Below are 22474 nucleotides of genomic sequence, written 5' to 3'. Positions count from 1 at the left end.
TACGCTACTTTTTATTTTGCTCTTTTTTGCAGTTCGTTTACTGTTACGAACTGATAGCCCTTCTTAGATAAAGAGTCTAAAATACCTTTAATCGTTTGTAAATTTTCATTAGAATCATCGTACATAGAGTGCAGTAAAATGATAGAACCTGGTTTTACATTTTTATTAACATATTCAATTTTATCAGCCGCAGATTTATAAAAAGTATCAGGTTCAAGGTCCCATGTGATTGTTTCGATATTGTTTTTATTTAAATAATAGGGCAGACCAATTAGCTTTTTCCCGTTAGGTGGTCTAAAATCAATTTCGTCTGTAAATCCTGTTTGGCGGATGAATGAATTCGTTTTTTCTATTTCTTCTTTAATAAAAGAAGGTGTTTTAAAAACCATTCTGTTATGAGAGTATGTATGGTTTCCAATTTGGTGTCCAGATTGTACGATATCTTCTCCTAACGATAAGTTTTTCTCTAATTCATTTCCGATTAAAAAGAATGTAGCTTTTGCATTGTATGTCTCTAGTAGCGGTAATATTTGTTTTACATTGTTCGTAGGGCCATCATCAAAAGTTAAAGCAATCACTTTTTCATTTGTTTCTACTCGGTTTGTTACATCTCCAAATAATTGAAAACTTCTTGCGTTCATCAATTTGTATGTTCCAAATAATGCTACAGTAATAATGAATAATGTAACGATTGTAATGATTATTTTTTTCTTCATAACGCAACCTCACTATACTTTTTGATTGGACTAAAAAGTATTATATCAAACTAAGTAATTTCATGCTTAAAAAAGGATGTGGATGCAAGGGGAAGGAATTTATCATATAATAAAATACAAAAGGTATATTAGGAGGTGTTTATATGGCGATTATAATTCAATTGCCAGACACTGCAGCGTCTCATGCAAAGCCAAGTATGGAAATGGCGATACTTTGCGTGAGGTAGACAAGTAATATACAATCGCCTAAATGAGCTCGTATCATTTTTTATATTTGGCTTTGCACCTTATTGAAATGAACCATAAAAAATAAGGGGCGAGCAGAAATGAAATACGTTAAAGCTGCGACGGTTTTACCAGAAAGTTTAATTACTGAAATTCAAAAGTATATACAAGGTGAAACAATTTACATTCCAAAACAAGAAACGAAACATTATAAATGGGGTACACGATCTGGAGGAAGAAAACAACTAGATGAAAGAAATAAAGCAATTAAAGAAGCGTTTAAAAGCGGAATTTCCATTCATCAACTTGCGGAGGAGCATTTTCTTTCCGGAGAAACGATTAAAAAGATTGTGTACTCTAAATGAAGATAAAAGAGTCTAGTTCAATTATTAAATTGAACTAGACTCTTTTTGCTTTGTATCTACTGGATATGAATGGGCATGATAATAGCAATATTGTGCCGTTTTTTTACTAAATAGTATACATAGTATTTGAGTGAAAAGCAGAAAGGTGAACATATATGAATCATATTGGACAAATAACTATAGAACTTTTAGTTGGATTTTTTGTTCTGTTAATTGCTACGAAAATATTAGGGAAAACACAAATATCTCAGCTGACGCCATTTGATTTTATTTCTGCTATCGTTCTTGGTGAGCTTGTTGGGAATTCAATATATGACCCTAAAATTAAAGTGTGGTCTATTTTATATTCAGTATTTGTATGGGTGGTTTTAATTTATACAATAGAAGTGATAACACAAAAAATAAGAGGAACAAGAAGGTTTTTTGAAGGATATCCTTCCATTATTATCCGTAATGGAAAGATTGACCGAGAACAATTAAGTTCAAATCATTTGGATATTAATCAATTACAACAAATGCTAAGACAACAAAAAGATATATTTTCAATCCGAGAAGTTGAATATATGATTTTGGAACCTAATGGAAACATAAGTGTTCTGAAAAAGAGCAAATATGAATCTCCCACTATAAATGATTTAAGCTTAAAACATAAGCCTGTATACTTACCGATTTCATTAATTAGTGATGGAAAAGTAGTGAAAGATAATTTGAGAGAAGCAGGCTTTGATGAAGGATGGCTTTATAAACAAATAAAGCAAAAAGGGATTACTAAATTTGAGGATGTATTATATGCAGAATGGAAAACAGACGATGGTTTCTTTTGTCAGGAAATGAAGCGGTAGAACATAATCGGAGTATGTAATATTTGTTTCTAAGTTATCTTTTACATATCAAAAAGCTGAATCATTGTATACAATAAGACTAGATCAACAATTTGTATGGAGTGATAAAGATGGAAGCTTTTATTAGAAGTGATCAATACAATTTTATAAAATCACAAGCTTATATTTTAGCAAATGGGCATGCAACGGCAAATGATAGAGGTGTAATTCAAGCATTAAAATCACTTGCGATTGAAAAAATAATACATGTATTTGAAAATTTAACAGATGAACAGAAAGAGTTAATTGATACGGTATTAACAGTTCAAAATAGAGAAGATGCAGAATCGTTTTTAATGAAAATAAATCCGTATGTCATTCCGTTTCAGGAAGTTACAGCGCAAACATTAAAAAAATTATTTCCTAAAGCGAAAAAGTTAAAACTTCCTGATATGGAAGAACTGGACATGAAAGAATTATCTTATTTAAGCTGGATTGATAAAGGGTCAAGCAGGAAATTTATTATAGCGAAAAATGATAAAAATAAGTTTGTTGGTCTGCAAGGAACGTTCCAAAGTTTAAATAAAAAGAGCATTTGTTCATTATGTCATGGACATGAAGAAGTAGGGATGTTTTTAGTTGAAATTAAAGGTGATGTACAAGGAACTTTCGTTAAAAAGGGAAACTATATTTGCAAAGATGGTGTAGCTTGTAATCAGAATATGAAATCACTTGATAAATTGAACGATTTTATTGAACGATTGAAGAAATAAAGAAAAAACCTCTAGTATTGAAACTGGAGGTTTTTATTTTTTGAAGAAGTAATAATAGGCTTCTTTTGTAGCTGTAAATTTATAAAAAAAGTCGGGTCATTTATAATGAAATTAGATAAAAATATCTATTTGGATACAGTTGCTTATATGCAAGGAGGTAAAACATGAATTACATTTCACCGAAAGAAGAAATGTTAAAAGTGAAACGGTGGCCTAAAGGTACGATAGCGGCAGGTCGTGGTCATACAGTTGCTCTTAAATCGGATGGCACGGTTGTGGCAGTGGGGCGAAATAAAGAAGGAGAATGCAATGTAAGCGGTTGGTGTGATATTGAAGCAGTCGCAGCGGGCAATGTTCATATGGCGACGAACACGGGTAATGCTCATACAATCGCTCTGAAAAGTGATAATACTGTGGAAGCGGTGGGGTGGAATAAGCATGATCAATGTGATGTAAACGAATGGCATAATATTGTATCGGTTGCGGCGGGATGGCGTCGTACCATTGGTCTTAAACCGGATGGCACGGTAATAGCGGTGGGGCGAAATAAAGAAGGAGAATGTAATATAAGTAGCTGGAGAAATATTGTGGCGGTCACGGTGGGTGATTGGCATACAGTCGGTCTTAAATTGGACGGCGCAGTGACGGCAGTGGGGAATAATCGATATGGCCAATGCAATGTAAGTGGATGGCGTGGTATGGTGGAGTTGGCGGCAGGTTACCTTCATACTGTTGGTTTGAAATCGGATGGCAAAGTGATGGCCGTGGGTAATAATAAACTTGGTCAATGCGATGTAGGCAGCTGGAAAGATATTATGGCAATAGCAGCTGGTACAAATCATACAATCGGACTTAAATCAGACGGTACCGTGGTGGCAGTAGGCTGGAATGAGTATGGTCAATGTAATGTAAGTGATTGGCGCGATATTGTAGCGGTAGCAGCTGGTTGTGCGCATACGATCGGTCTTAAATTAGATGGCACCGTGGTAGCAGTAGGTGATAATACATACGGTCAATGCGATGTAGGTAGTTGGCGCAACATCCGATTGCCTGGCAAATAGTTAATGTACAACAAATCATTAGTAATATTATTCTATTTTAGGAGTAATTATAGTAAAGGATATGTAGAAAATAATCAAATTTGCATTTGATGAATAAGAATCTCTTTTCAAAAGGGGTTCTTATTCTTTTTGCGTAAAATGAGTGTCTAAATAGAATTTTTAAACAAGCTTTATTTCAAAGCTACAGTAGAAGAGATAAATAAGACATAGGAGAGCTGAAGAAATGCTTAAAAAGTTTTTGCTTTCTTTACCGGATGTTTTACTTGTATGCGTTGTTCTCTACATAACATACACAACTACTTTTAGTTTTGGACAGACGTTAGTAATTTCAATTGCAATCGGAATCATTGGTGGTCTTGTTATAAGAATTTGTACGGATGTATTCACGTATATAAGATGGACAATTAAACAGAGGAAATCTTGAATATGTTGTATTGCTATTAGGAGGGAATGAAATGACTAAGAAGAAGAGTAGAGTGAAAAATGAAATCGCACTTTGGACATTGACAGCGGTTGTTCTCATCATTGCATGGCACTTTTTTCAAAGATAAAAATGCATCGTACTTAAAAGGTACGATGCATTTTTATTATTTTTTTTGCCAATTTTCTTTTATAAAGTCTTCACGGCCAGATTCTTTTTGCTCATTAGCATATTTTTCTGGGTTCTTTTTATAGAAATGTTGATGGTATTCTTCAGCCTCATAAAAAGGTGCAGCCGGGCGAATTTCAGTTACGATTGGCTCTTTAAACATACCGCTTTCTGCAAGAGCTTGTTTTGATTTTTCAGCAAGCTCTTTTTGTGTTTCATTATGATAAAAAATAGCAGTGCGATAAGAGGGACCACGGTCAAAGAATTGTCCGCCATCATCAGTTGGATCGATTTGTGGCCAATATAAATCTAGTAATTTTTCATATGGAAAAATAGAAGGATCGAATGTAATTTGTACAACTTCTAAATGACCAGATGTACCAGCTTTTACTTGTTCATATGTTGGGTTTTCTACATGACCACCTGCATAGCCAGAAAGTGCTTTATGAATACCAGGAAGTTCATCAAATGGCTTTACCATGCACCAAAAGCAACCGCCTGCGAAGGTTGCGAGTTCGTATGTTTTTTCGGACATTGTTGTAATCCTCCTAAATGTATATGTTTTATATAGTATTATACATTTTTTTTTATTGCGCAATAAAAAAGATTTAGAAGTAAAGAAAAATTGAAATATATTTCTTTATAAAGTCTTTAAAATTCCTTCAAAGTTTCTTTTTTTCTGAGTGTTATGATGTAAATCGAAGTGAATATGTGAGGTGATAGGCAATGAATCCACATATGAAAATTAATAGTTTACAACAAAAAATGAAAGAGAGACTAATATGAAAAAGGAATTTATACAAAGCGATTTAAGAAATATATTAATTGCGGCATGCTTACTATTAGGGTTGGTTATTTTTGGATATTTTTTAATAAATAATTACCCAGGTACAAATGAAAAAAAGAAGTTAACAGATGCAACATCTACTTCAGAATCAATTACATCTATTGCTAATTCAGATGCCAAAAAAAGGGTTACAAAAACTTTTAATATTACGGCGAAAGTAGCAAGTTTAGATTTGGGAGATGGGAAAAAGGTAGATGCATGGACCTTTGATGGAACATCACCGGGTACTCAAATTCGAGTTAAACAAGGTGAACGTATTGTTGTAAATTTGAAAAATGAATTGCCAGAACCAGTTACAATCCATTGGCACGGATTAGATGTTCCTGCGGTGGTAGACGGTGTTCCAGGTGTTACGCAAAATGCTATAAAACCAGGTGAAACATATACATACGCATTTAATGCTGATCAGGTGGGGACATATTGGTATCATTCACATCAAAAAAGTGCAATACAAACGGAGCGGGGACTATTTGGAACCATTGTTATTGAACCGAATAAACCAGCTGTAAAATATGAAAAGGATTATACAGTGGCGATCCATGAATGGAAAACAGGAGCCATAAAAACTCGTAAGCATAATGGCGAACAAGATAAAGATTGGGATAGCTACCCTAGCAATCATATTCGAAATGAAAAGGCGCAAACTTTAGAAGGCCCGTTAATGATGCCAAGTAATGATCAACTCAAAGATTTATCTGATGGAGATGATTACGATGTATTTACATTAAATGATACAAGTGAGGGTCTACGATTGGATGCAAAACCAGGTGAAACAGTACGCCTTCGCTTAATTAATGCTGGGAATAATACGCATTTAATGACATTAGTTGGGGCGCCATTTCAAATTATCGCATTAGATGGTCGTGATATAAAAGGTGGGGACGAGCTAGATAAAGCAATTCTTCCGATGGGAGCTGCACAACATTATGACCTTGTTTTTAAAATGCCGGAAACAACGAGTGTAAAACTTATTAATGTGGATCCATCTAAGAAAATGAATCAAATGTTAACGGCGACTATTGGGAATGGTTCTTTGCCGAAAAAACCTATTGATATAAAGAGTTATCCATGGTTTGACTTTACGAAATATGGAGAAAAAGAAGTTGGCAAGTTTACGATAGATTCAAAGTTTACAAAGGTCTATGATATGGATTTGGCAGAAGGTGTGAAAGATGTAAATGGACAAGAAAAATGGGTGTATACGATTAATGGAAAGACATCACCTAATATTCCACCCATTAAAGTAGAGAAAGGAGATAAAGTTAAGATTCGCTTTAAAAATAAGGGAGAAGAAATTCATCCAATGCATTTGCATGGACATACATTCCAAGTTATTTCTAAAAATGGTAAACCAATGGAGGGAAGTCCGATTTACTTAGATACAGTTAATGTTTTTCCGGGAGAAGAATATGAAATTGCTTTAGAGGCAAATAATAGTGGACTATGGATGGTTCATTGTCATCATCTCGTTCATGCGGAAAAAGGAATGCATACGATGATGAATTATGAGGGGGTAACTACTCCATTTTCTACCGGGGATCACTCAGGTAATCATCCAGAATAATAATACGGAGGTTTTCATGCTTTATAGAATGATAGTATTTATTTTAACAAGTGTAAGTATATTTTTATTTTCTCATAGTAGTGTATTTGCTCATACAAGTGTTGTAGGAGCCACCCCTAAAGAGGGGGAGGTTCTTACAGTACAACCGGAACAGATTATTCTTGAATTTAGTGAACCAGTTACAGGAAATGTAGTCAATATTGAACTGCTAGATCCAAGTGCAAAGAGAGTGCAAGTATCAAAGGTTGAAATATTAGATAACCCAACAAAAATAAAAGTGAAATTACCAAACTTAAATAATGGTACTTACACAGTAAGGTGGTCTATGATTTCTGCAGACGGACATCCGAGTGAGGGAGGCTATCCCTTTTCAATTGGAGAAGAAGTACAAACTAATGTAGTGGTAGAGGGAAATGCGAGTGGGAGTGGCTCAGTATTTTCAGATGTTATGATAGTAACACTACGCTATATTGTAGAGGGAATGATTTTAATTGGAGCAGGAGTAAAGTGGCTCGATATGTTTGTAAAACGTTATAGATTACCTTCCATATTGCAAAGAATGAAGAATATGAAAAAGATTTTTTTCTCTATACTTGTAGTAGGATTAATAGCCGAATTAATAGTGTATAAGTCAATTATTCCGAAGGAGAGTTTACTTATTCATTCGCCATTTTCAGTTATTATTATGATTCAACTGCTATTATTAGTTCTTATGTCTTTGCAGCATATGGGGAACGAATGGTATGCGCTAGTTTGGGGATTTCTTGTTGCGAGTTTTTCTTTCACAGGTCATGTATGGATTACTAATCCAAATTGGGCAGCAGTTATAATTAGAATGGTCCATGTTATGAGTATTGCAGTGTGGCTAGGAGCACTTATTTATTTAGCTCTTGTTATAGCGTGGACAACATTATACAAAATTACATTTGATCAAAAGCGTTTCCGTAAACATTTTAGTATTATTGCTGGTATTTCATTTATTTTAGCATTTCTTTCTGGGGAATTAATTGTGTTTTTACAGACAAGGAATTGGGTGCTTTTTAATTTTAATTCAATATGGACGAACCTTTTAAATATAAAGATTCTTACTGTATGTATAATTACAATTGTAGCATGGAGACAAACGAAAACATGGGGTAACGATATTGGAACAGTTAATCGCCGTTTATTGCTCTTAGAAATTGTTCTAGCTATACTCGTATTATTAGTTGGTATTTGGATGAGTCAAGTTTCGTTTCCGGTGAATTCTGTAACAAGCTAAAATTATAATGTTCATAGGAGTTCTGTAATGTCAATCCGTATTAGATTGCTGTTGTCGTATGTTGCGATGGTAATTATTCCAATCGTTTTTTGCGGTATAGCAGTTATGTTAATTAGTGTTACTTTATTTGGTGATATTCGTATTGCAAAAGCAATCATTGGTCTTAATCAAAATAGTCATTCTCTCATTGATAAAGAGCAGGAGGGAGCTATTCGTACAAAAGAAGATGAAGATGATATTTTTAGTAGGTTGAAAATTCTTTCATCGTATGCTCCAGATAAATTGGAGGATATAAATTTTTTAAAGGAAACTGATAAAGAATTAAACGATAATCAAGCAGGATTACTAATTCGAAAAAATGATGAGCTTACATATTCATCCCCATATTTTAAAATCTCTTCGTTTGATAAATACCTACCCGCATTTGAAACGGAAGGACAAAGAAAAGGAATGGATGTGAAAATAGAGGATAATTCTTTTTACTATAAGCAATTTGATTACTACGATGAAGAGAAGGATAAGGTAAGTATTTTTGTATTTGAGTATGTAAATCCTTTAGAAGAAATGATTAGAGAATTTTTCCCGTATTTCGTATTCTCTTTAATACTTGGGTTAATTATTACGAATGGAATATTAACATATTTTATATCACGGAGTATTATTAAACCATTGCATTCATTAAAGCAGGCAACGGAAAGAATTCAAAAGGGTGATTTAGATTTTCAAGTAAAGCCACTTGCGAAAGATGAAATAGGTGAATTAAGTTTATCGTTTGAAGAGATGCGTGGCAGGTTGAAGGAATCGGTCGAGCTGCAAATGCAATATGAAAAAAATCGTAAAGAGTTGCTTTCAAATATTTCTCATGATTTACGGACGCCAATAACGGCTATTAAAGGTTATGTACAAGGAATTAAAGAGGGTATCGCTCGAACTCCAGAACAATTAGATAAATATTTAACGATTATTTATCATAAAGTGTTTGATATGGATCAATTAATTGACGAGCTTTTTCTCTTTTCAAAACTTGATTTAAAAGAGGAACCGTTTCAATTTGAAGAGGTTGAAATTAATCAATACTTATCTGATTGCATAGAAGAACTACAGCTTGAATTACAAGATAAGGGAATTGCAGTGAGATGGGATGCTCAAAAGGATACTTCTATTTTGGTAAAAGGTGATCGTGAAAAATTACGTCGTGTTATTACAAATATCATTTGGAATAGTGTGAAGTATATGGATAAAGAAGAAGGATATATAGGAATTCGCATGACCGAATCTATTGATTATGTAACGATTTACATAAAAGATAATGGGGTAGGAATAGAAGAGAAGGCGTTGCCTCATATATTTGAAAGGTTTTATCGTGCAGATCATTCTAGAAATTCTAAAACAGGTGGAAGCGGACTTGGTTTGTCAATTGCACATCAGATTATCACACAACATGGTGGTGATATTTGGGTAGAAAGCAAAAAAGGTAAAGGAACGACGCTGGCATTTACATTACAAAAAATCAATTAGAAAAAGGAGAGCATCTTGAAAAGAATTTTAATTATTGAAGATGAAGCTATTATAGCAGAGTTAGAAAAGGATTATTTAGAGGTTGCTGGGTATACAGTAGATATTGATTACTCTGGCGAAAAAGGTTTACAAAGAGTTCTTCTAGAGGATTATGACTTGTTAATTTTAGACATAATGTTACCGGGAATAGATGGATATGAAATTTGTAAACAAGTTCGATTGGAAAAGGACATACCAATACTTATGGTGTCCGCAAAACAAGAGGAAATCGATAAAATTAAAGGGTTAGGTTTTGGAGCAGATGATTATATTATAAAACCGTTTAGCCCGAGTGAAATGGTGGCACGTGTAAATGCTCATCTAGCTCGTTATGATCGTTTAACAGGAAAACGAGAACTAATAAAAGATGAAATTCGTATTCGAGGATTGTTTATTGATAAATCGGCCCGACGTGTATTTGTAAATGGAACTGAGGTCATGTTAACCGGAAAAGAATTTGATTTATTAACTTGTATGGCAGAACATCCAAATCAAGTATTTAGTAAAGATCGTCTCTTTGAAACTGTATGGGGGATGGATGTAATTGGTGATGCAGCAACGGTTGCTGTACATGTGAAAAATATTCGTCAAAAAATTGAACTCGATCCATTCGATAAATCATATATCGAAACAATTTGGGGAGTAGGATATCGTTTTACACAGTGAAAAAGGCCAGCAAAAATGCTGGCTTTTTTTGCGTAAGTAGATTAAGAAATTACAAACAAGATCCTCCGCTAACATCAATTAATTGTCCAGTAACCCAGCGGCTGTCTGGAGAAGCGAGAAATGCCGCGGTATCGGCAATATCTTCTACTTCACCTAAGCGATTAAAAGCGGAAATGGTAGTAGCGTACTGTTTCATCATTGGGTCGCTCAAGAGTTCCACATTCATATCTGTTTTAATAAATCCAGGAAGTATTGCATTCACTGTTATTCCTCGTGCTCCGAGCTGTTTTGCTAGTGTGAAAGTCATTGTATTAATAGCGCCTTTCGTCATACTATAGGCAACGAAATCAGGTAAAGAAATACGAGTGGCAGCGGATGAAATATTAATAATTCGGCTATTGTCACGTAAACGAGATAGAGCTTGTTGGATAATAAAGAATGGTGCTTTTGCATTAACTGAAACCATTCTATCAAAAAATTGTTCAGTCGTTTCTTCAATAAAAGCACCAGGACCAATTCCAGCGTTGTTTATTAAAATATCAAATTTAGTACTACCAGTTTTTTTTTGTAATTCGCTATCTAAAGAACTATAAAGGGTTTCTACACCATGTAAAGATTCAAGGTTTGCACCGATAGAAAAAGCAGATCCGCCATTTGATTGAATTTCATAAATAGTTTCTTCAGCATCTTCTTTTCGATTTCCGTAATGAATAGCAACTAATGCACCGTCGTTTGCTAAACGTTTTGCAATAGCACGTCCAATTCCTCGGCTTGCTCCTGTAACTAATGCCACTTTTCCTTTTAACATAGTTTTCTCATCTCCTCATAAAATTTTATATGTTATTAAGTTGTTTTTTTATGTAGTAATGCGAACATACTTAAGTAATATATGAGTATGTGTAAGAAGTTCATTCCGATTTTGTTTTGAGAAAAAATAAATAGACTTCTCTTGAATTGATTGAATTTTATTTTTTTTTTGGAAAAACATGTTGACAATGAAAAGAACAACGTCCTATAATACGTTTAACAAATAAAAGTTAATTAAGAATTTTCTAACTTTATATGTTGCATATGCAAAGAAGAGGAAAGTAGATGGTTATGATCGTTTCAGAGAGCTGCTCCTAGGCTGTGAGAGTAGTAACAATCGAATCATTGAAGATCACCTCGGAGCATCGCTTGCGAAAGGGAAACTGAGTAGAGGGCGACGGCATCGTCTCCGGTAAAAGGACGGGGGTCTAATTGGACCTACAAAGCTTATATTTCGCGAGAAGTATAAGGAAGCTGAGTGGTACCGCGAAACTCTCGCCTCAGCAATCAAAGCTACTAAATTGTAGTAGTTGATTGCTGAGGCGAGAGTTTTTATTTTAAAAAATCGAATAAGAGAATGCGTAGAAGAGGAGAGTAAATGATAAAAATTGTTTCAGAGAGCCGCCTAGAAGCTGTGAGGGCGGTAACAATTTCATCATTGAAGATCACCTCGGAGCACTACTTTTGAAACTAGTAAAAAGTAGCGGAGTTGTTTCCGATAGAAAAACAAAAGTCTAATTGGACTTGCAGAGCTTATATTTCGTGAGAAGTGTAAGGAAGCTGAGTGGTACCGCGATTCCCTCGTCTCAGCAATGGATTGCTACAAGTATGTATGTATGTATGTAATCGATTGTTGAGACGAGTATATTTTTAAGGTTTATATACTGAATATTCTGTTAAAAATACTCATCTCAGCAATCGATATAGAAATAGATTGCAAAAATAGAGAGAAAAAAAGAGGAGCGATGTGAGATGGGAAACCAGTACATTTATATGAATGGGGAATTTGTAGAAAAGGAAAAGGCAGTTGTTTCAGTATATGATCACGGTTTTTTATACGGAGACGGTGTATTTGAAGGAATTCGTAGTTACGGTGGAAATGTATTTTGTTTAAAAGAACATGTAAAACGATTATATGAATCGGCAAAATCTATTTTACTTACAATCCCATTGAAGGTTGAAGAAATGGAAGAAGCGGTTTTACAAACGTTGCAAAAAAATGAGTATGCGGATGCTTACATTCGTTTAATTGTTTCACGAGGAAAAGGTGACTTAGGGCTCGACCCTAGAAGTTGTGTGAAACCGAGCGTTATTATCATTGCAGAACAATTAAAGTTATTCCCTCAGGAATTTTACGATAATGGATTAAGCGTTGTATCTGTTGCATCAAGACGTAATACGCCAGATGCACTAGATCCACGCATTAAGTCAATGAACTACTTAAATAACGTACTTGTAAAAATTGAAGCGGCGCAAGCAGGAGTGCTAGAGGCACTTATGTTAAATCAACAAGGATATGTTTGTGAAGGATCTGGAGATAATGTTTTCGTTGTGAAAGATGGAAAAGTGTTAACACCTCCTTCTTATTTAGGAGCGCTAGAAGGTATTACGAGAAATAGTGTTATCGAGCTATGTGAGCGACTTAATATTCGGTGTGAGGAAAGACCGTTTACTCGTCATGACGTATATGTAGCTGATGAAGTGTTTTTAACAGGAACGGCAGCAGAATTAATTCCGGTTGTAAAAGTTGATTCAAGAGAAATTGGAGATGGGAAACCGGGAAGTGTAACGAAACAATTGACAGAGGAATTTAAAAAGTTAACGAGAGAAAGAGGCGTACGTGTTCCAGGACTGGCGGAGAGCTTACTGTAGATAGGGAGAGGAGTTAATTAAAATGGAGCAGCATACAACACGTGAGAAGTTACAGTGTGAAAATGTGACAGGTGCCGGACACGTTATTCAATGTTTGAAAAAATTAGGTGTAACGACTGTTTTCGGTTATCCGGGCGGAGCGATTTTGCCAGTATACGATGCGTTATACGGAAGTGGTTTGAAGCACGTTTTAACTCGTCATGAACAAGCTGCCATTCATGCGGCAGAAGGATATGCGAGAGCTTCTGGAAAGGTCGGGGTAGTCTTTGCTACCTCTGGACCAGGGGCGACAAATTTAGTTACGGGTTTAGCAGATGCTTATATGGATTCGATTCCTTTAGTTGTTATTACAGGGCAAGTTGCAAAACCTCTCATCGGAAAAGACGGATTTCAAGAAGCAGATGTTGTCGGGATTACAGTACCTGTTACGAAGCATAATTATCAAGTTCGTGATGTGAATCATTTATCACGTATTGTACAAGAAGCCTTTTACATTGCCGAAAGCGGGCGCCCGGGACCAGTATTAATTGATATTCCAAAAGATGTTCAAAATGAAAAGGTAACAAGTTTTTATAATGAAGTAATTGAGATTCCAGGATATAAACTAGAGCCTATGCCAGACAGTAGGAAGCTTAGAGAGGTAGCTAAAGCAATTTTCGAAGCAAAACGTCCACTTCTTTATATTGGAGGAGGGATCATTCATTCGGGTGGTTCTGATGAACTTATTCAGTTTGCGAGGGAAAATCGTATTCCTGTCGTTTCCACTTTAATGGGACTTGGTGCATATCCGCCGGGAGATTCGTTATTTTTAGGAATGCTCGGCATGCATGGAACGTATGCTGCAAACATGGCAGTAACAGAATGTGATTTACTACTTGCTTTGGGTGTTCGCTTCGATGATCGTGTAACAGGAAAATTAGAACTCTTTTCTCCGCATTCGAAAAAGGTACATATTGATATAGACCCTTCAGAGTTTCATAAAAATGTAACTGTGGAATATCCGATTGTTGGAGATGTGAAAAAAGCGTTACACATGTTGTTACATATGCCAATTCGTACACAAACAAATGAATGGCTTACGAAAATAGAGGAATGGAAGGAGGAATATCCTCTTTCCTACAATCAAAAAGAAGGTGAGTTAAAACCACAGCATGTTATTAGTCTAGTAAGTGAATTAACGAACGGTGAAGCGATTGTTACGACAGAAGTAGGACAGCATCAAATGTGGGCTGCGCATTTTTATAAAGCGAAAAACCCACGGACTTTTCTAACATCTGGCGGACTAGGAACGATGGGGTTTGGTTTTCCGGCGGCAGTTGGTGCTCAGCTTGCGAAAGAAGAAGAACTCGTCATTTGTATTGCAGGCGATGCTTCTTTTCAAATGAACATTCAAGAATTACAAACAATTGTTGAAAATAACATCCCTGTAAAAGTATTTATTATAAATAACAAATTTTTAGGGATGGTAAGGCAATGGCAAGAAATGTTTTATGAAAATCGTTTGTCAGAATCAAAAATTGGATCGCCAGATTTTGTGAAAGTGGCAGAAGCTTATGGAGTGAAAGGATTAAGAGCGACAAATTCAACCGAGGCGAAACAAGTGATGTTAGAAGCATTTGCTCATGAAGGTCCTGTCGTAGTTGATTTTTGTGTAGAAGAAGGTGAAAATGTATTTCCGATGGTTCCGCCAAACAAAGGGAATAACGAAATGATTATGAAGAGGTGGGAAGAATGAATCATACTTTTTCACTCGTTATTCATAACGAGCCAAGCGTCTTATTACGTATAAGTGGGATTTTTGCTCGGCGTGGTTATTATATTTCTTCTTTACATTTAAACGAAAGAGATACTAGTGGTGTTTCTGAAATGAAACTCACAGCAGTTTGTACTGAAAATGAAGCGACATTACTTGTTAATCAGTTGAAAAAATTAATTGATGTACTGCAAGTAAATAAATTATAGGGAGTGTATGGAATATGAAAACGTATTATGAGAAAGATGCAAATTTAGAGTTATTACAAGGGAAAACAATTGCGGTAATTGGTTATGGATCTCAAGGTCATGCGCAGGCACAAAATTTACGTAATTCTGGTGTGGAAGTTGTAGTTGGTGTTCGACCTGGTAAGTCTTTTGAAGTAGCAAAAGCAGATGGATTTGAAGTAATGTCTGTTTCAGAAGCTGTTCGAACCGCGCAAGTTGTACAAATGCTATTGCCAGATGAACAGCAAGCACATGTGTATAAAGCAGAAGTAGAAGAGAATCTCCGTGAAGGACAAATGTTACTTTTCTCACATGGATTTAATATTCACTTCGGACAAATTAACCCGCCAAGTTACGTAGATGTAGCGATGGTCGCGCCAAAAAGTCCAGGTCATCTCGTTCGGCGTGTATTTCAAGAAGGAAATGGTGTTCCGGCATTAGTAGCAGTACATCAAGATGCAACAGGAACAGCATTAAGTTTAGCTCTTGCGTATGCAAAAGGTGTAGGCTGTACACGTGCAGGCGTAATTGAAACGACATTCCAAGAAGAAACAGAGACGGATTTATTCGGTGAGCAAGCAGTGCTTTGCGGCGGGGTAACGGCACTTGTGAAAGCTGGTTTTGAAACATTAACAGAAGGCGGATATCGTCCTGAAATTGCATACTTTGAATGTTTACATGAATTAAAGTTAATTGTTGATTTAATGTACGAAGGTGGTTTAACGAACATGCGCCATTCTATTTCCGATACGGCAGAGTTCGGAGATTATGTAACAGGGTCGAGAATTGTTACAGATGAAACGAAGAAAGAAATGAAACGAGTACTTACAGAAATTCAGCAAGGTGAATTCGCGAAGAAGTGGATTTTAGAAAATCAAGCTGGGCGACCAACGTATAATGCGATGAAAAAAGCAGAACAAAATCATCAGTTAGAAAAAGTAGGAGCAGAGCTTCGTGAAATGATGAGCTGGATTCACGCACCGAAAGAATTAGTAAAGAAATAGAATAAGAGATTATAAGTGAAAAATACGTAAGAGGGGATTTGACAAGATGAGAAGTGACATGATTAAAAAAGGTTTTGATAAAGCGCCGCACCGTAGTTTATTAAAAGCAACTGGTTTGAAAGATGAAGATTTTGATAAACCGTTTATAGCTATCTGTAATTCTTTTATTGAAATTATTCCAGGTCATAAGCACTTAAATGAGTTTGGGAAACTTGTTAAAGAAGCAGTGCGTGCAGCAGGTATGGTTCCATTTGAATTTAATACAATTGGAGTAGATGACGGTATTGCGATGGGGCATATCGGTATGCGTTATTCGCTTCCGAGTCGTGAAATCATAGCAGATTCAGTAGAAACGGTTGTAAATGCACATTGGTTTGATGGTATGATTTGTATTCCAAACTGTGACAAAATCACACCCGGTATGATGATGGCTGCACTTCGTATTAACATTCCAACTGTATTCGTTTCAGGTGGTCCGATGGCGGCTGGAAAAACATCTAAAGGAGAAGTTGTCGATTTAAGTTCTGTTTTTGAAGGAGTAGGAGCTTATCAATCTGGTAAAATTTCAGAAGAAGAATTAAAGGATATTGAAGATCATGGCTGTCCATCTTGTGGTTCTTGTTCCGGTATGTTTACAGCGAACTCTATGAACTGTTTATGTGAAGTATTAGGTTTAGCTCTTCCGGGTAACGGAAGTATTTTAGCCATCGATCCAAGACGCGAAGAATTAATTAAACAAGCAGCAGAGAAATTAAAGATTTTAATTGAAAGAGATATTAAACCGCGAGACATTGTAACGGAAGAAGCAATTGATGATGCGTTCGCACTTGATATGGCGATGGGCGGTTCAACAAATACAGTGTTGCACACATTGGCGCTCGCGCAAGAGGCTGGATTAGATTACGATATGAACCGCATTGATGCCGTTTCAAGACGTGTACCACATTTATGTAAAGTAAGCCCTGCTTCCAATTGGCATATGGAAGATATTGATCGAGCGGGCGGGATTAGTGCAATTTTGAAAGAGATGAGCCGAAAAGAAGGGGTACTTCATCTAGACCGAATAACGGCTACTGGGCAGACGTTAAGAGAAAACATTGCTCATGCAGAGATTAAAGATAAGGAAGTTATTCATTCTCTCGAAAACCCTCATAGTGAAGAAGGGGGATTACGTATATTAAAAGGAAACCTTGCGAAAGATGGGGCAGTTATTAAAAGTGGGGCAACAGAAGTAAAACGATTTGAAGGACCTTGCGTTATTTTTAATTCACAAGATGAGGCGCTTGCGGGCATTATGCTTGGAAAGGTTAAGAAAGGCGATGTAGTTGTTATTCGCTATGAAGGACCAAGAGGCGGCCCTGGTATGCCGGAAATGTTAGCACCAACATCAGCGATTGCTGGTATGGGATTAGGTGCAGATGTTGCGCTATTAACGGATGGTCGTTTTTCTGGAGCTTCACGTGGTATTTCGGTAGGGCATATTTCGCCAGAAGCAGCTGCGGGCGGAACGATTGCACTTCTCAAGCAAGGGGATATCGTTTGTATCGATGTTGAGGAAAGATTGTTAGAAGTAAGAGTTAGTGATGAAGAATTAGATAAGCGTAAAAAAGAATGGAAACGACCAGAACCGAAAGTGAAAACTGGCTGGCTTGGACGTTATGCACAGATGGTAACATCGGCGAATACAGGTGCAGTTCTAAAAATCCCGAATTTTGATTGAGCCAATTTAAAAGAGATAAGGATGATATGAAATGGTGCAGAAGGTAAAGGAGAGAGTGAAAATTGAAGATATCTTAATGGCTCATAATTGCATGAAAGATATCGTTATTAAAACACCGTTACAACGTGATACAGTTTTATCTGAGAAATATGATTGTGACGTTTATGTAAAAAGAGAAGACTTACAATTAATTCGCTCTTTCAAAATCCGTGGTGCGTACAATTTAATTCAAAGTTTATCGAAAGAACAATTACAAAACGGTGTTGTTTGTGCAAGTGCAGGTAATCATGCACAAGGAGTTGCTTATACGTGCAATTTATTGAAGATTCCGTCAAAAATCTTCATGCCAACAACGACGCCTAAACAAAAAGTATCGCAAGTACAATTTTTCGGTGGTGATTTTGCAGAAATTGTATTAGTTGGTGATACATTTGATAGCTCTTTCCAAGAAGCGCAGCGCTATTGTGAGGATAATAGAATGACGTTTGTTCATCCGTTCGATGATCCGTATGTTATTGCTGGTCAAGGAACAGTGGCAGTTGAAATTATGCATGATATGGAGAAACCAGTTGATTATATCTTTACAGCAATCGGCGGTGGTGGATTAGCATCAGGTGTTGGTACATATGTTAAAGGTGTTAGTCCTGCTACAAAGATCATTGGTGTAGAGCCAATGGGAGCTGCATCTATGAAAGAGGCTTTTCTTCAAAATGAAAATGTCGCATTGGAGAAAATAGATAGTTTTGTTGATGGGGCAGCTGTTAAAAAGGTAGGGAAGTTAACATTTGAAACTTGTAAAGATGTAATTGATGATATTGTTTTAGTACCAGAAGGAAAGGTTTGTACGACGATTTTAGAACTGTATAAGAAAAATGCAATTGTAGCTGAACCGGCTGGTGCACTATCTATTGCAGCGCTTGATTTATATAGAGATGAAATAAAAGGTAAAACAGTTGTATGTACGCTAAGTGGTGGAAATAATGATATTGATAGAATGCAAGAAATGAAAGAACGTTCGCTCATTTACGAAGGGTTAAAGCATTATTTTATCATTGAATTCCCGCAGCGTTCAGGTGCGCTAAGAGAATTTCTTGATAAAGGGTTAGGGCCAGAAGATGATATTACGCGCTTTGAGTATATTAAGAAGCATAATAAAGAAAATGGCCCAGCACTAGTCGGAGTAGAGTTAAAACATAAAGAGGATTATGAGCAATTAATTACTCGTTTTAAAGAAAATAATATTCAATTTATGGAGCTTAATAAAAATCCTGTTTTGTTTGATTTACTTATTTAATAGAAGGAAAGAGTTAGCACCCAAATAAAAAAGATAGATACAAGCGGGGAAATATAATGCTTGTTCTATCTTTTTTAAAGTTAAACTAGATACTCATTAAATTCAAGAAGAATAAAGCTAGCTAACCAAAAAAATATTGCAATGCGAATAATTGCATACATTGTAAATTCAAAGGTAGTAAGCTTTCGTTCACGTTTTATTTTTTTTAGAAGTCTAACAGAAAAAAATGAACATAAAAGTAGAACGGCTATAGATATTTTATAAATATTCTCTAACAAACTTACATTTTCTAATAAGTCTTTCAGCATGTTCATCACCTATTCTGTAAAGTATGTTACAGAGAAATAGATCTTGCGCTGTCTAGTTTCGTTTGTTTTTTATGTTCCCTGTATCATCAATTTCTACATCAGTTGAAATCGTTTGTAAATATTGTAGAGCTTTTTTCTTTTCTTCCTCATTTACAGGGGAAACTTGGTTGTTGCGAATGATGTAAGGATTGAATGACATTTGGACATCCTTTCCTTTAAAAGTTAAAGTTAATACGCCAGTTTCGGCGCTTTTCCCGCTCACATAACTTGGGAATAAAAAGTTTCCTAATGAGTAAGCGATAGGAACTTTATTATAATACTCAAACCCTTGTAACCAATGTGGGTGACTTCCGACAATCGCGTCAGCTCCTGCTTCAACCATTTTAGGAACATATTGTTTTTGGTATTCTACCGGACGATTTGATTTTTCAACGCCCCAATGCATATAGACAATTAAATAGTCTGCATCTTTCTTTTGCTCTTTAATTGTTTTTGTTACGAGATTTAAATCATAACCATTCGCAACACCAGGTTTATTGTCGCCAGCTACCCAATTCGTATCAGGCATAAATCGAACGAAGGAAAGAAATTTGAACTTTTTCCCTTTCACAGTCATTTCTCGTGCTGTATATGCATCTTTTGCATTTTTCCCGGCTCCAATGTATGGGAACTTTAATTTTTCTACGTGAGAAATCGTGTCTAATAATCCATCTTGCCCATAATCAAGTGTATGGTTATTCCCGATATTTACGATGTCATATCCAGTGTTTTTTATCGCTTGTAGTGTGGATGGATCACTTTTAATCCAAAATAGTTGCCCAGGTGCTTTTTTTTCTCTCGTTGTAAATGCTGACTCTAAATTAACGAAAGAAATATCAGCTTTTGTTATTTCTTCTTTTACATGTTGGAATGGATAATCAGCCCCGTTTTTTTCGATTACAGGACGTAATTGCCAATCGAACATAGTATCACCAGAGAAGGTGAGTGTAATTTCCTGATCTTCTATTTTCTTTTCACTTGTTGAAGCGGTTTTACTAGATTTGTTTTGTAAATCGGATTTGTCTTTCGCTTTTGAAATAAAAGAGTAGTTGATTAATAAAACAATTGGTGTAATGCAAAAGGCTATTAACAGAAATCGTTTTAGTAAAGTTTTCATAAATACCGTCCCTTTTGAGTTTATACCGCAATTTGTGGGCAGTAAAACTCGCGCTAGTTAAAGTTTCACTTTATGTATAACTACAAAAAATTGCGGTTTATGTAGTGAAAAACATTTGTTAATATTCTCAATATTAAGTTAACATATAGATAACCTGTAAATCAATGTATAAACCAAAATATAGAAATAAAGAATTCGAAGGGTGAAGAATGAGAAATGGTTATATTAGGAGCAGTTGTAAATGGGGTTTGTATTATATTTGGTACTTTACTAGGTAAATTATTTAGTAGGATTCCAGAAAGTATGAAGGGAACAATTATGCATGCAATCGGTTTAGCGGTTACTGTGCTTGGACTTCAAATGGCATTGAAAAGTGAAAATTTTCTTGTTGTCATACTAAGTTTAGTTATTGGTACCGTCATCGGGGAATGGCTACAATTAGAGGGGAAATTAAAACAGTTAGGAGATTGGCTAGAAAATAAAGTTGGATCGAAAGGGAAAGGGAGCATATCAGAAGGTTTTGTAACAGCTACTTTAATTTTTGCAATTGGTGCGATGGGGATACTTGGTGCACTCGACAGCGGGATTCGCGGCAATCATGATATTTTATTTACAAAGGCGATTATCGATGGATTTATTTCTATTATATTAACGACAACTTTAGGAATTGGTGTAGTATTTTCGGCGATTCCAGTTATTTTATACGAAGGAGGGATTGCGGTTTTTGCAACACAAATTAATAGTTTGGTCCCGAAAGAATTAATGAATCAATTTATAGTGGAAATGACAGCTACAGGTGGTATTATGATAGCCGCTATTGGATTGAACTTACTTGGTATTATTAAAATTAAAGTGGCAAATTTACTGCCAGGTATATTGGTAGTTGGAATAATTGTTTCACTTATTTATGGTTACGGTTTAATAGTAAAGTAATAGGAGGTGGAGATACATATGGAGGAGTATAAATTTACAAAACGTGTTCATAACATATTGAAGATTGCAGCAGAAGAGGCAGAAAGTAATATCATTCAACCAGCTCATCTGCTTATAGGCATGTGTAAAGAAGGTGCTGGAGTTTGCAGCGAGTTGTATATGTATTTGTTTCGTAACGTGGGTACGGATTTTTTAGAAAAACTTTCATTACGAAAACAATACGATTTAACGGATCAAGAGTATAAAAAAATAGGACAATATAAGGTATCTTATAAGGTGCTAGAAATTTTACAAATAGCGAAGAAACGTATGGAACGTTTTCAGCAAGTAATAATGAATGAAGGGCATGTTATGTATGCACTATTCCGCACGGATACGTTTATTGAAAATGCACAAATACAAAAAGATATATTACATATTATAGCTGAGCCAAGAGATTTAGCGGTTGATCTAAAATGTTTTGTTCCTACTTATAATGATTTAACTTGTACTGTTAGAAAGGCTAGCTCTTCTGATTTCGAAAAATTAGCAAGTTTTGTTGAGGCGGAATTTGGTGAGCGTTGGTTACATTCGATAGAGTATGGATTTCGTACATATAAAGAAAATGTCCCTATTTATATAGCAGAACAAGAAGAAGCGATAGTAGGCTTCGCTTGTTATGATGTAGTGAGAGGAAAGAAGGGATTGTTTGGTCCAATGGGCACAGCGAAACAAAATCGAGTGAAAGGTGTAGGGAAGCAATTGTTACATCGTTGTTTACATAGTATGAAGCAAGAAGGATATGAATACGTAATTATTGGACAAGCAGGTCCGATTGAGTTTTATGAGCGAAATTGTGATGCGCGTTTAATACCGTTAGAGAATAAGTAACCAACTCCAGATAGGGGAGTTGGTTTTTTTATGAAAATAATGTAAAGATGTAGTGATTTTTACTAGAAAATAGCGGGTTTTGTAG

22 protein-coding genes and 2 other annotated features are annotated in these 22474 nt (G+C 35.6%); of the genes, 17 read left to right on the top strand and 5 right to left on the bottom strand.

From position 1 onward, the window contains the following. Positions 1-11 precede the first annotated feature (11 nt). The gene (locus tag FS802_RS04995) at positions 12-716 is read right to left on the bottom strand and encodes a polysaccharide deacetylase family protein (protein WP_098654411.1); all 705 of its coding nucleotides are present in this window, start codon (positions 714-716) and stop codon (positions 12-14) included. A 326-nt stretch (positions 717-1042) separates the two neighbouring features. Between FS802_RS04995 and FS802_RS04990 the strand changes: the two genes are divergently transcribed. From FS802_RS04990 to FS802_RS04970, 5 genes are all read left to right on the top strand, one after another. Next, complete coding sequence (locus FS802_RS04990; protein WP_000878309.1) at positions 1043-1306, top strand: CD3324 family protein; 264 nt, start codon at positions 1043-1045, stop codon at positions 1304-1306. A gap of 155 nt (positions 1307-1461) precedes the next feature. After that, complete coding sequence (locus FS802_RS04985; protein ID WP_098654410.1) at positions 1462-2148, top strand: DUF421 domain-containing protein; 687 nt, start codon at positions 1462-1464, stop codon at positions 2146-2148. Between the two features lie 110 nt (positions 2149-2258). Beyond that, positions 2259-2900: a FusB/FusC family EF-G-binding protein gene (locus FS802_RS04980; RefSeq protein ID WP_000387068.1), complete on the top strand. Its 642-nt coding sequence runs from the start codon at positions 2259-2261 to the stop codon at positions 2898-2900. 164 nt (positions 2901-3064) lie between these two features. Next, positions 3065-3961, top strand: coding sequence for an RCC1 domain-containing protein (locus tag FS802_RS04975; RefSeq protein WP_144524910.1), 897 nt, complete (start codon positions 3065-3067; stop codon positions 3959-3961). A 223-nt stretch (positions 3962-4184) separates the two neighbouring features. Beyond that, a complete protein-coding gene (locus FS802_RS04970; RefSeq protein WP_000913390.1) occupies positions 4185-4385 on the top strand; it encodes a hypothetical protein in 201 nt (66 codons plus the stop codon). Between the two features lie 163 nt (positions 4386-4548). Here FS802_RS04970 and msrA read toward each other — a convergent pair whose 3' ends face one another. Beyond that, a complete protein-coding gene (msrA, locus tag FS802_RS04965; protein WP_078183626.1) occupies positions 4549-5085 on the bottom strand; it encodes a peptide-methionine (S)-S-oxide reductase MsrA in 537 nt (178 codons plus the stop codon). A 247-nt stretch (positions 5086-5332) separates the two neighbouring features. Between msrA and FS802_RS04960 the strand changes: the two genes are divergently transcribed. The 4 genes from FS802_RS04960 to FS802_RS04945 are packed head-to-tail and all read left to right on the top strand — an operon-like array spanning position 5333 to position 10445. Continuing rightward, positions 5333-6961 (top strand): multicopper oxidase family protein, encoded by a 1629-nt coding sequence (locus tag FS802_RS04960; protein WP_098654408.1) that lies wholly within the window; start codon positions 5333-5335, stop codon positions 6959-6961. 16 nt (positions 6962-6977) lie between these two features. Then, positions 6978-8222, top strand: a complete 1245-nt coding sequence (locus FS802_RS04955; RefSeq protein ID WP_098654407.1) for a copper resistance CopC/CopD family protein — start codon at positions 6978-6980, stop codon at positions 8220-8222. Positions 8223-8249: 27 nt separating this feature from the next. Next, positions 8250-9740 carry a sensor histidine kinase gene (locus FS802_RS04950; RefSeq protein ID WP_098654406.1) on the top strand — a complete coding sequence of 497 codons (1491 nt, stop codon included), beginning with the start codon at positions 8250-8252 and terminating at the stop codon, positions 9738-9740. Between the two features lie 15 nt (positions 9741-9755). Beyond that, positions 9756-10445: a response regulator transcription factor gene (locus FS802_RS04945; RefSeq protein ID WP_000821645.1), complete on the top strand. Its 690-nt coding sequence runs from the start codon at positions 9756-9758 to the stop codon at positions 10443-10445. A gap of 49 nt (positions 10446-10494) precedes the next feature. On the opposite strand, the gene FS802_RS04940 is transcribed toward FS802_RS04945, so the two are convergent. Continuing rightward, complete coding sequence (locus FS802_RS04940) at positions 10495-11253, bottom strand: SDR family oxidoreductase (RefSeq protein ID WP_098654405.1); 759 nt, start codon at positions 11251-11253, stop codon at positions 10495-10497. Positions 11254-11512: 259 nt separating this feature from the next. Then, positions 11513-11758, top strand: a binding site (T-box leader). Between the two features lie 67 nt (positions 11759-11825). Next, positions 11826-12064, top strand: a binding site (T-box leader). A 160-nt stretch (positions 12065-12224) separates the two neighbouring features. Between FS802_RS04940 and ilvE the strand changes: the two genes are divergently transcribed. Genes ilvE through ilvA form a run of 6 tightly spaced genes read left to right on the top strand, consistent with a single transcriptional unit; the run spans position 12225 to position 19122 of the window. Then, positions 12225-13124, top strand: coding sequence for a branched-chain-amino-acid transaminase (ilvE, locus tag FS802_RS04935; RefSeq protein WP_000528128.1), 900 nt, complete (start codon positions 12225-12227; stop codon positions 13122-13124). Between the two features lie 22 nt (positions 13125-13146). After that, entirely contained in the window at positions 13147-14859 is a 1713-nt protein-coding gene (ilvB, locus tag FS802_RS04930; RefSeq protein WP_078183624.1) for an acetolactate synthase large subunit, read from the top strand. Further along, complete coding sequence (locus tag FS802_RS04925) at positions 14856-15086, top strand: ACT domain-containing protein (RefSeq protein ID WP_144524909.1); 231 nt, start codon at positions 14856-14858, stop codon at positions 15084-15086. Before ilvB ends, FS802_RS04925 begins: the two co-directional genes overlap by 4 nt. Before the next feature lie 14 nt (positions 15087-15100). Beyond that, the gene (gene ilvC / locus FS802_RS04920) at positions 15101-16108 is read left to right on the top strand and encodes a ketol-acid reductoisomerase (protein ID WP_000861121.1); all 1008 of its coding nucleotides are present in this window, start codon (positions 15101-15103) and stop codon (positions 16106-16108) included. A gap of 46 nt (positions 16109-16154) precedes the next feature. Further along, the gene (ilvD, locus tag FS802_RS04915) at positions 16155-17828 is read left to right on the top strand and encodes a dihydroxy-acid dehydratase (protein WP_064476429.1); all 1674 of its coding nucleotides are present in this window, start codon (positions 16155-16157) and stop codon (positions 17826-17828) included. Positions 17829-17859: 31 nt separating this feature from the next. After that, positions 17860-19122 (top strand): threonine ammonia-lyase IlvA, encoded by a 1263-nt coding sequence (gene ilvA, locus FS802_RS04910; protein WP_000250345.1) that lies wholly within the window; start codon positions 17860-17862, stop codon positions 19120-19122. An 80-nt stretch (positions 19123-19202) separates the two neighbouring features. Here the strand turns inward: ilvA and FS802_RS04905 are convergent, their stop codons facing one another. Further along, a complete protein-coding gene (locus FS802_RS04905; protein ID WP_087980167.1) occupies positions 19203-19430 on the bottom strand; it encodes a hypothetical protein in 228 nt (75 codons plus the stop codon). 52 nt (positions 19431-19482) lie between these two features. Then, complete coding sequence (locus FS802_RS04900) at positions 19483-20586, bottom strand: CapA family protein (protein ID WP_098654403.1); 1104 nt, start codon at positions 20584-20586, stop codon at positions 19483-19485. 216 nt (positions 20587-20802) lie between these two features. On the opposite strand from FS802_RS04900, the gene FS802_RS04895 reads away from it, so the two are divergent. Next, positions 20803-21519, top strand: a complete 717-nt coding sequence (locus FS802_RS04895; RefSeq protein ID WP_064476426.1) for a DUF554 domain-containing protein — start codon at positions 20803-20805, stop codon at positions 21517-21519. Between the two features lie 18 nt (positions 21520-21537). Continuing rightward, on the top strand, positions 21538-22389 hold the full coding sequence (locus FS802_RS04890; protein ID WP_098654402.1) for a GNAT family N-acetyltransferase: 852 nt from the start codon (positions 21538-21540) through the stop codon (positions 22387-22389). The last annotated feature ends 85 nt before the right edge of the window (positions 22390-22474 follow it).

The organism is Bacillus sp. DE0042 (assembly GCF_007680225.1).
Lineage (GTDB): Bacteria > Bacillota > Bacilli > Bacillales > Bacillaceae_G > Bacillus_A > Bacillus_A wiedmannii.
This window is presented reverse-complemented; position numbering and strand designations above follow the sequence as displayed.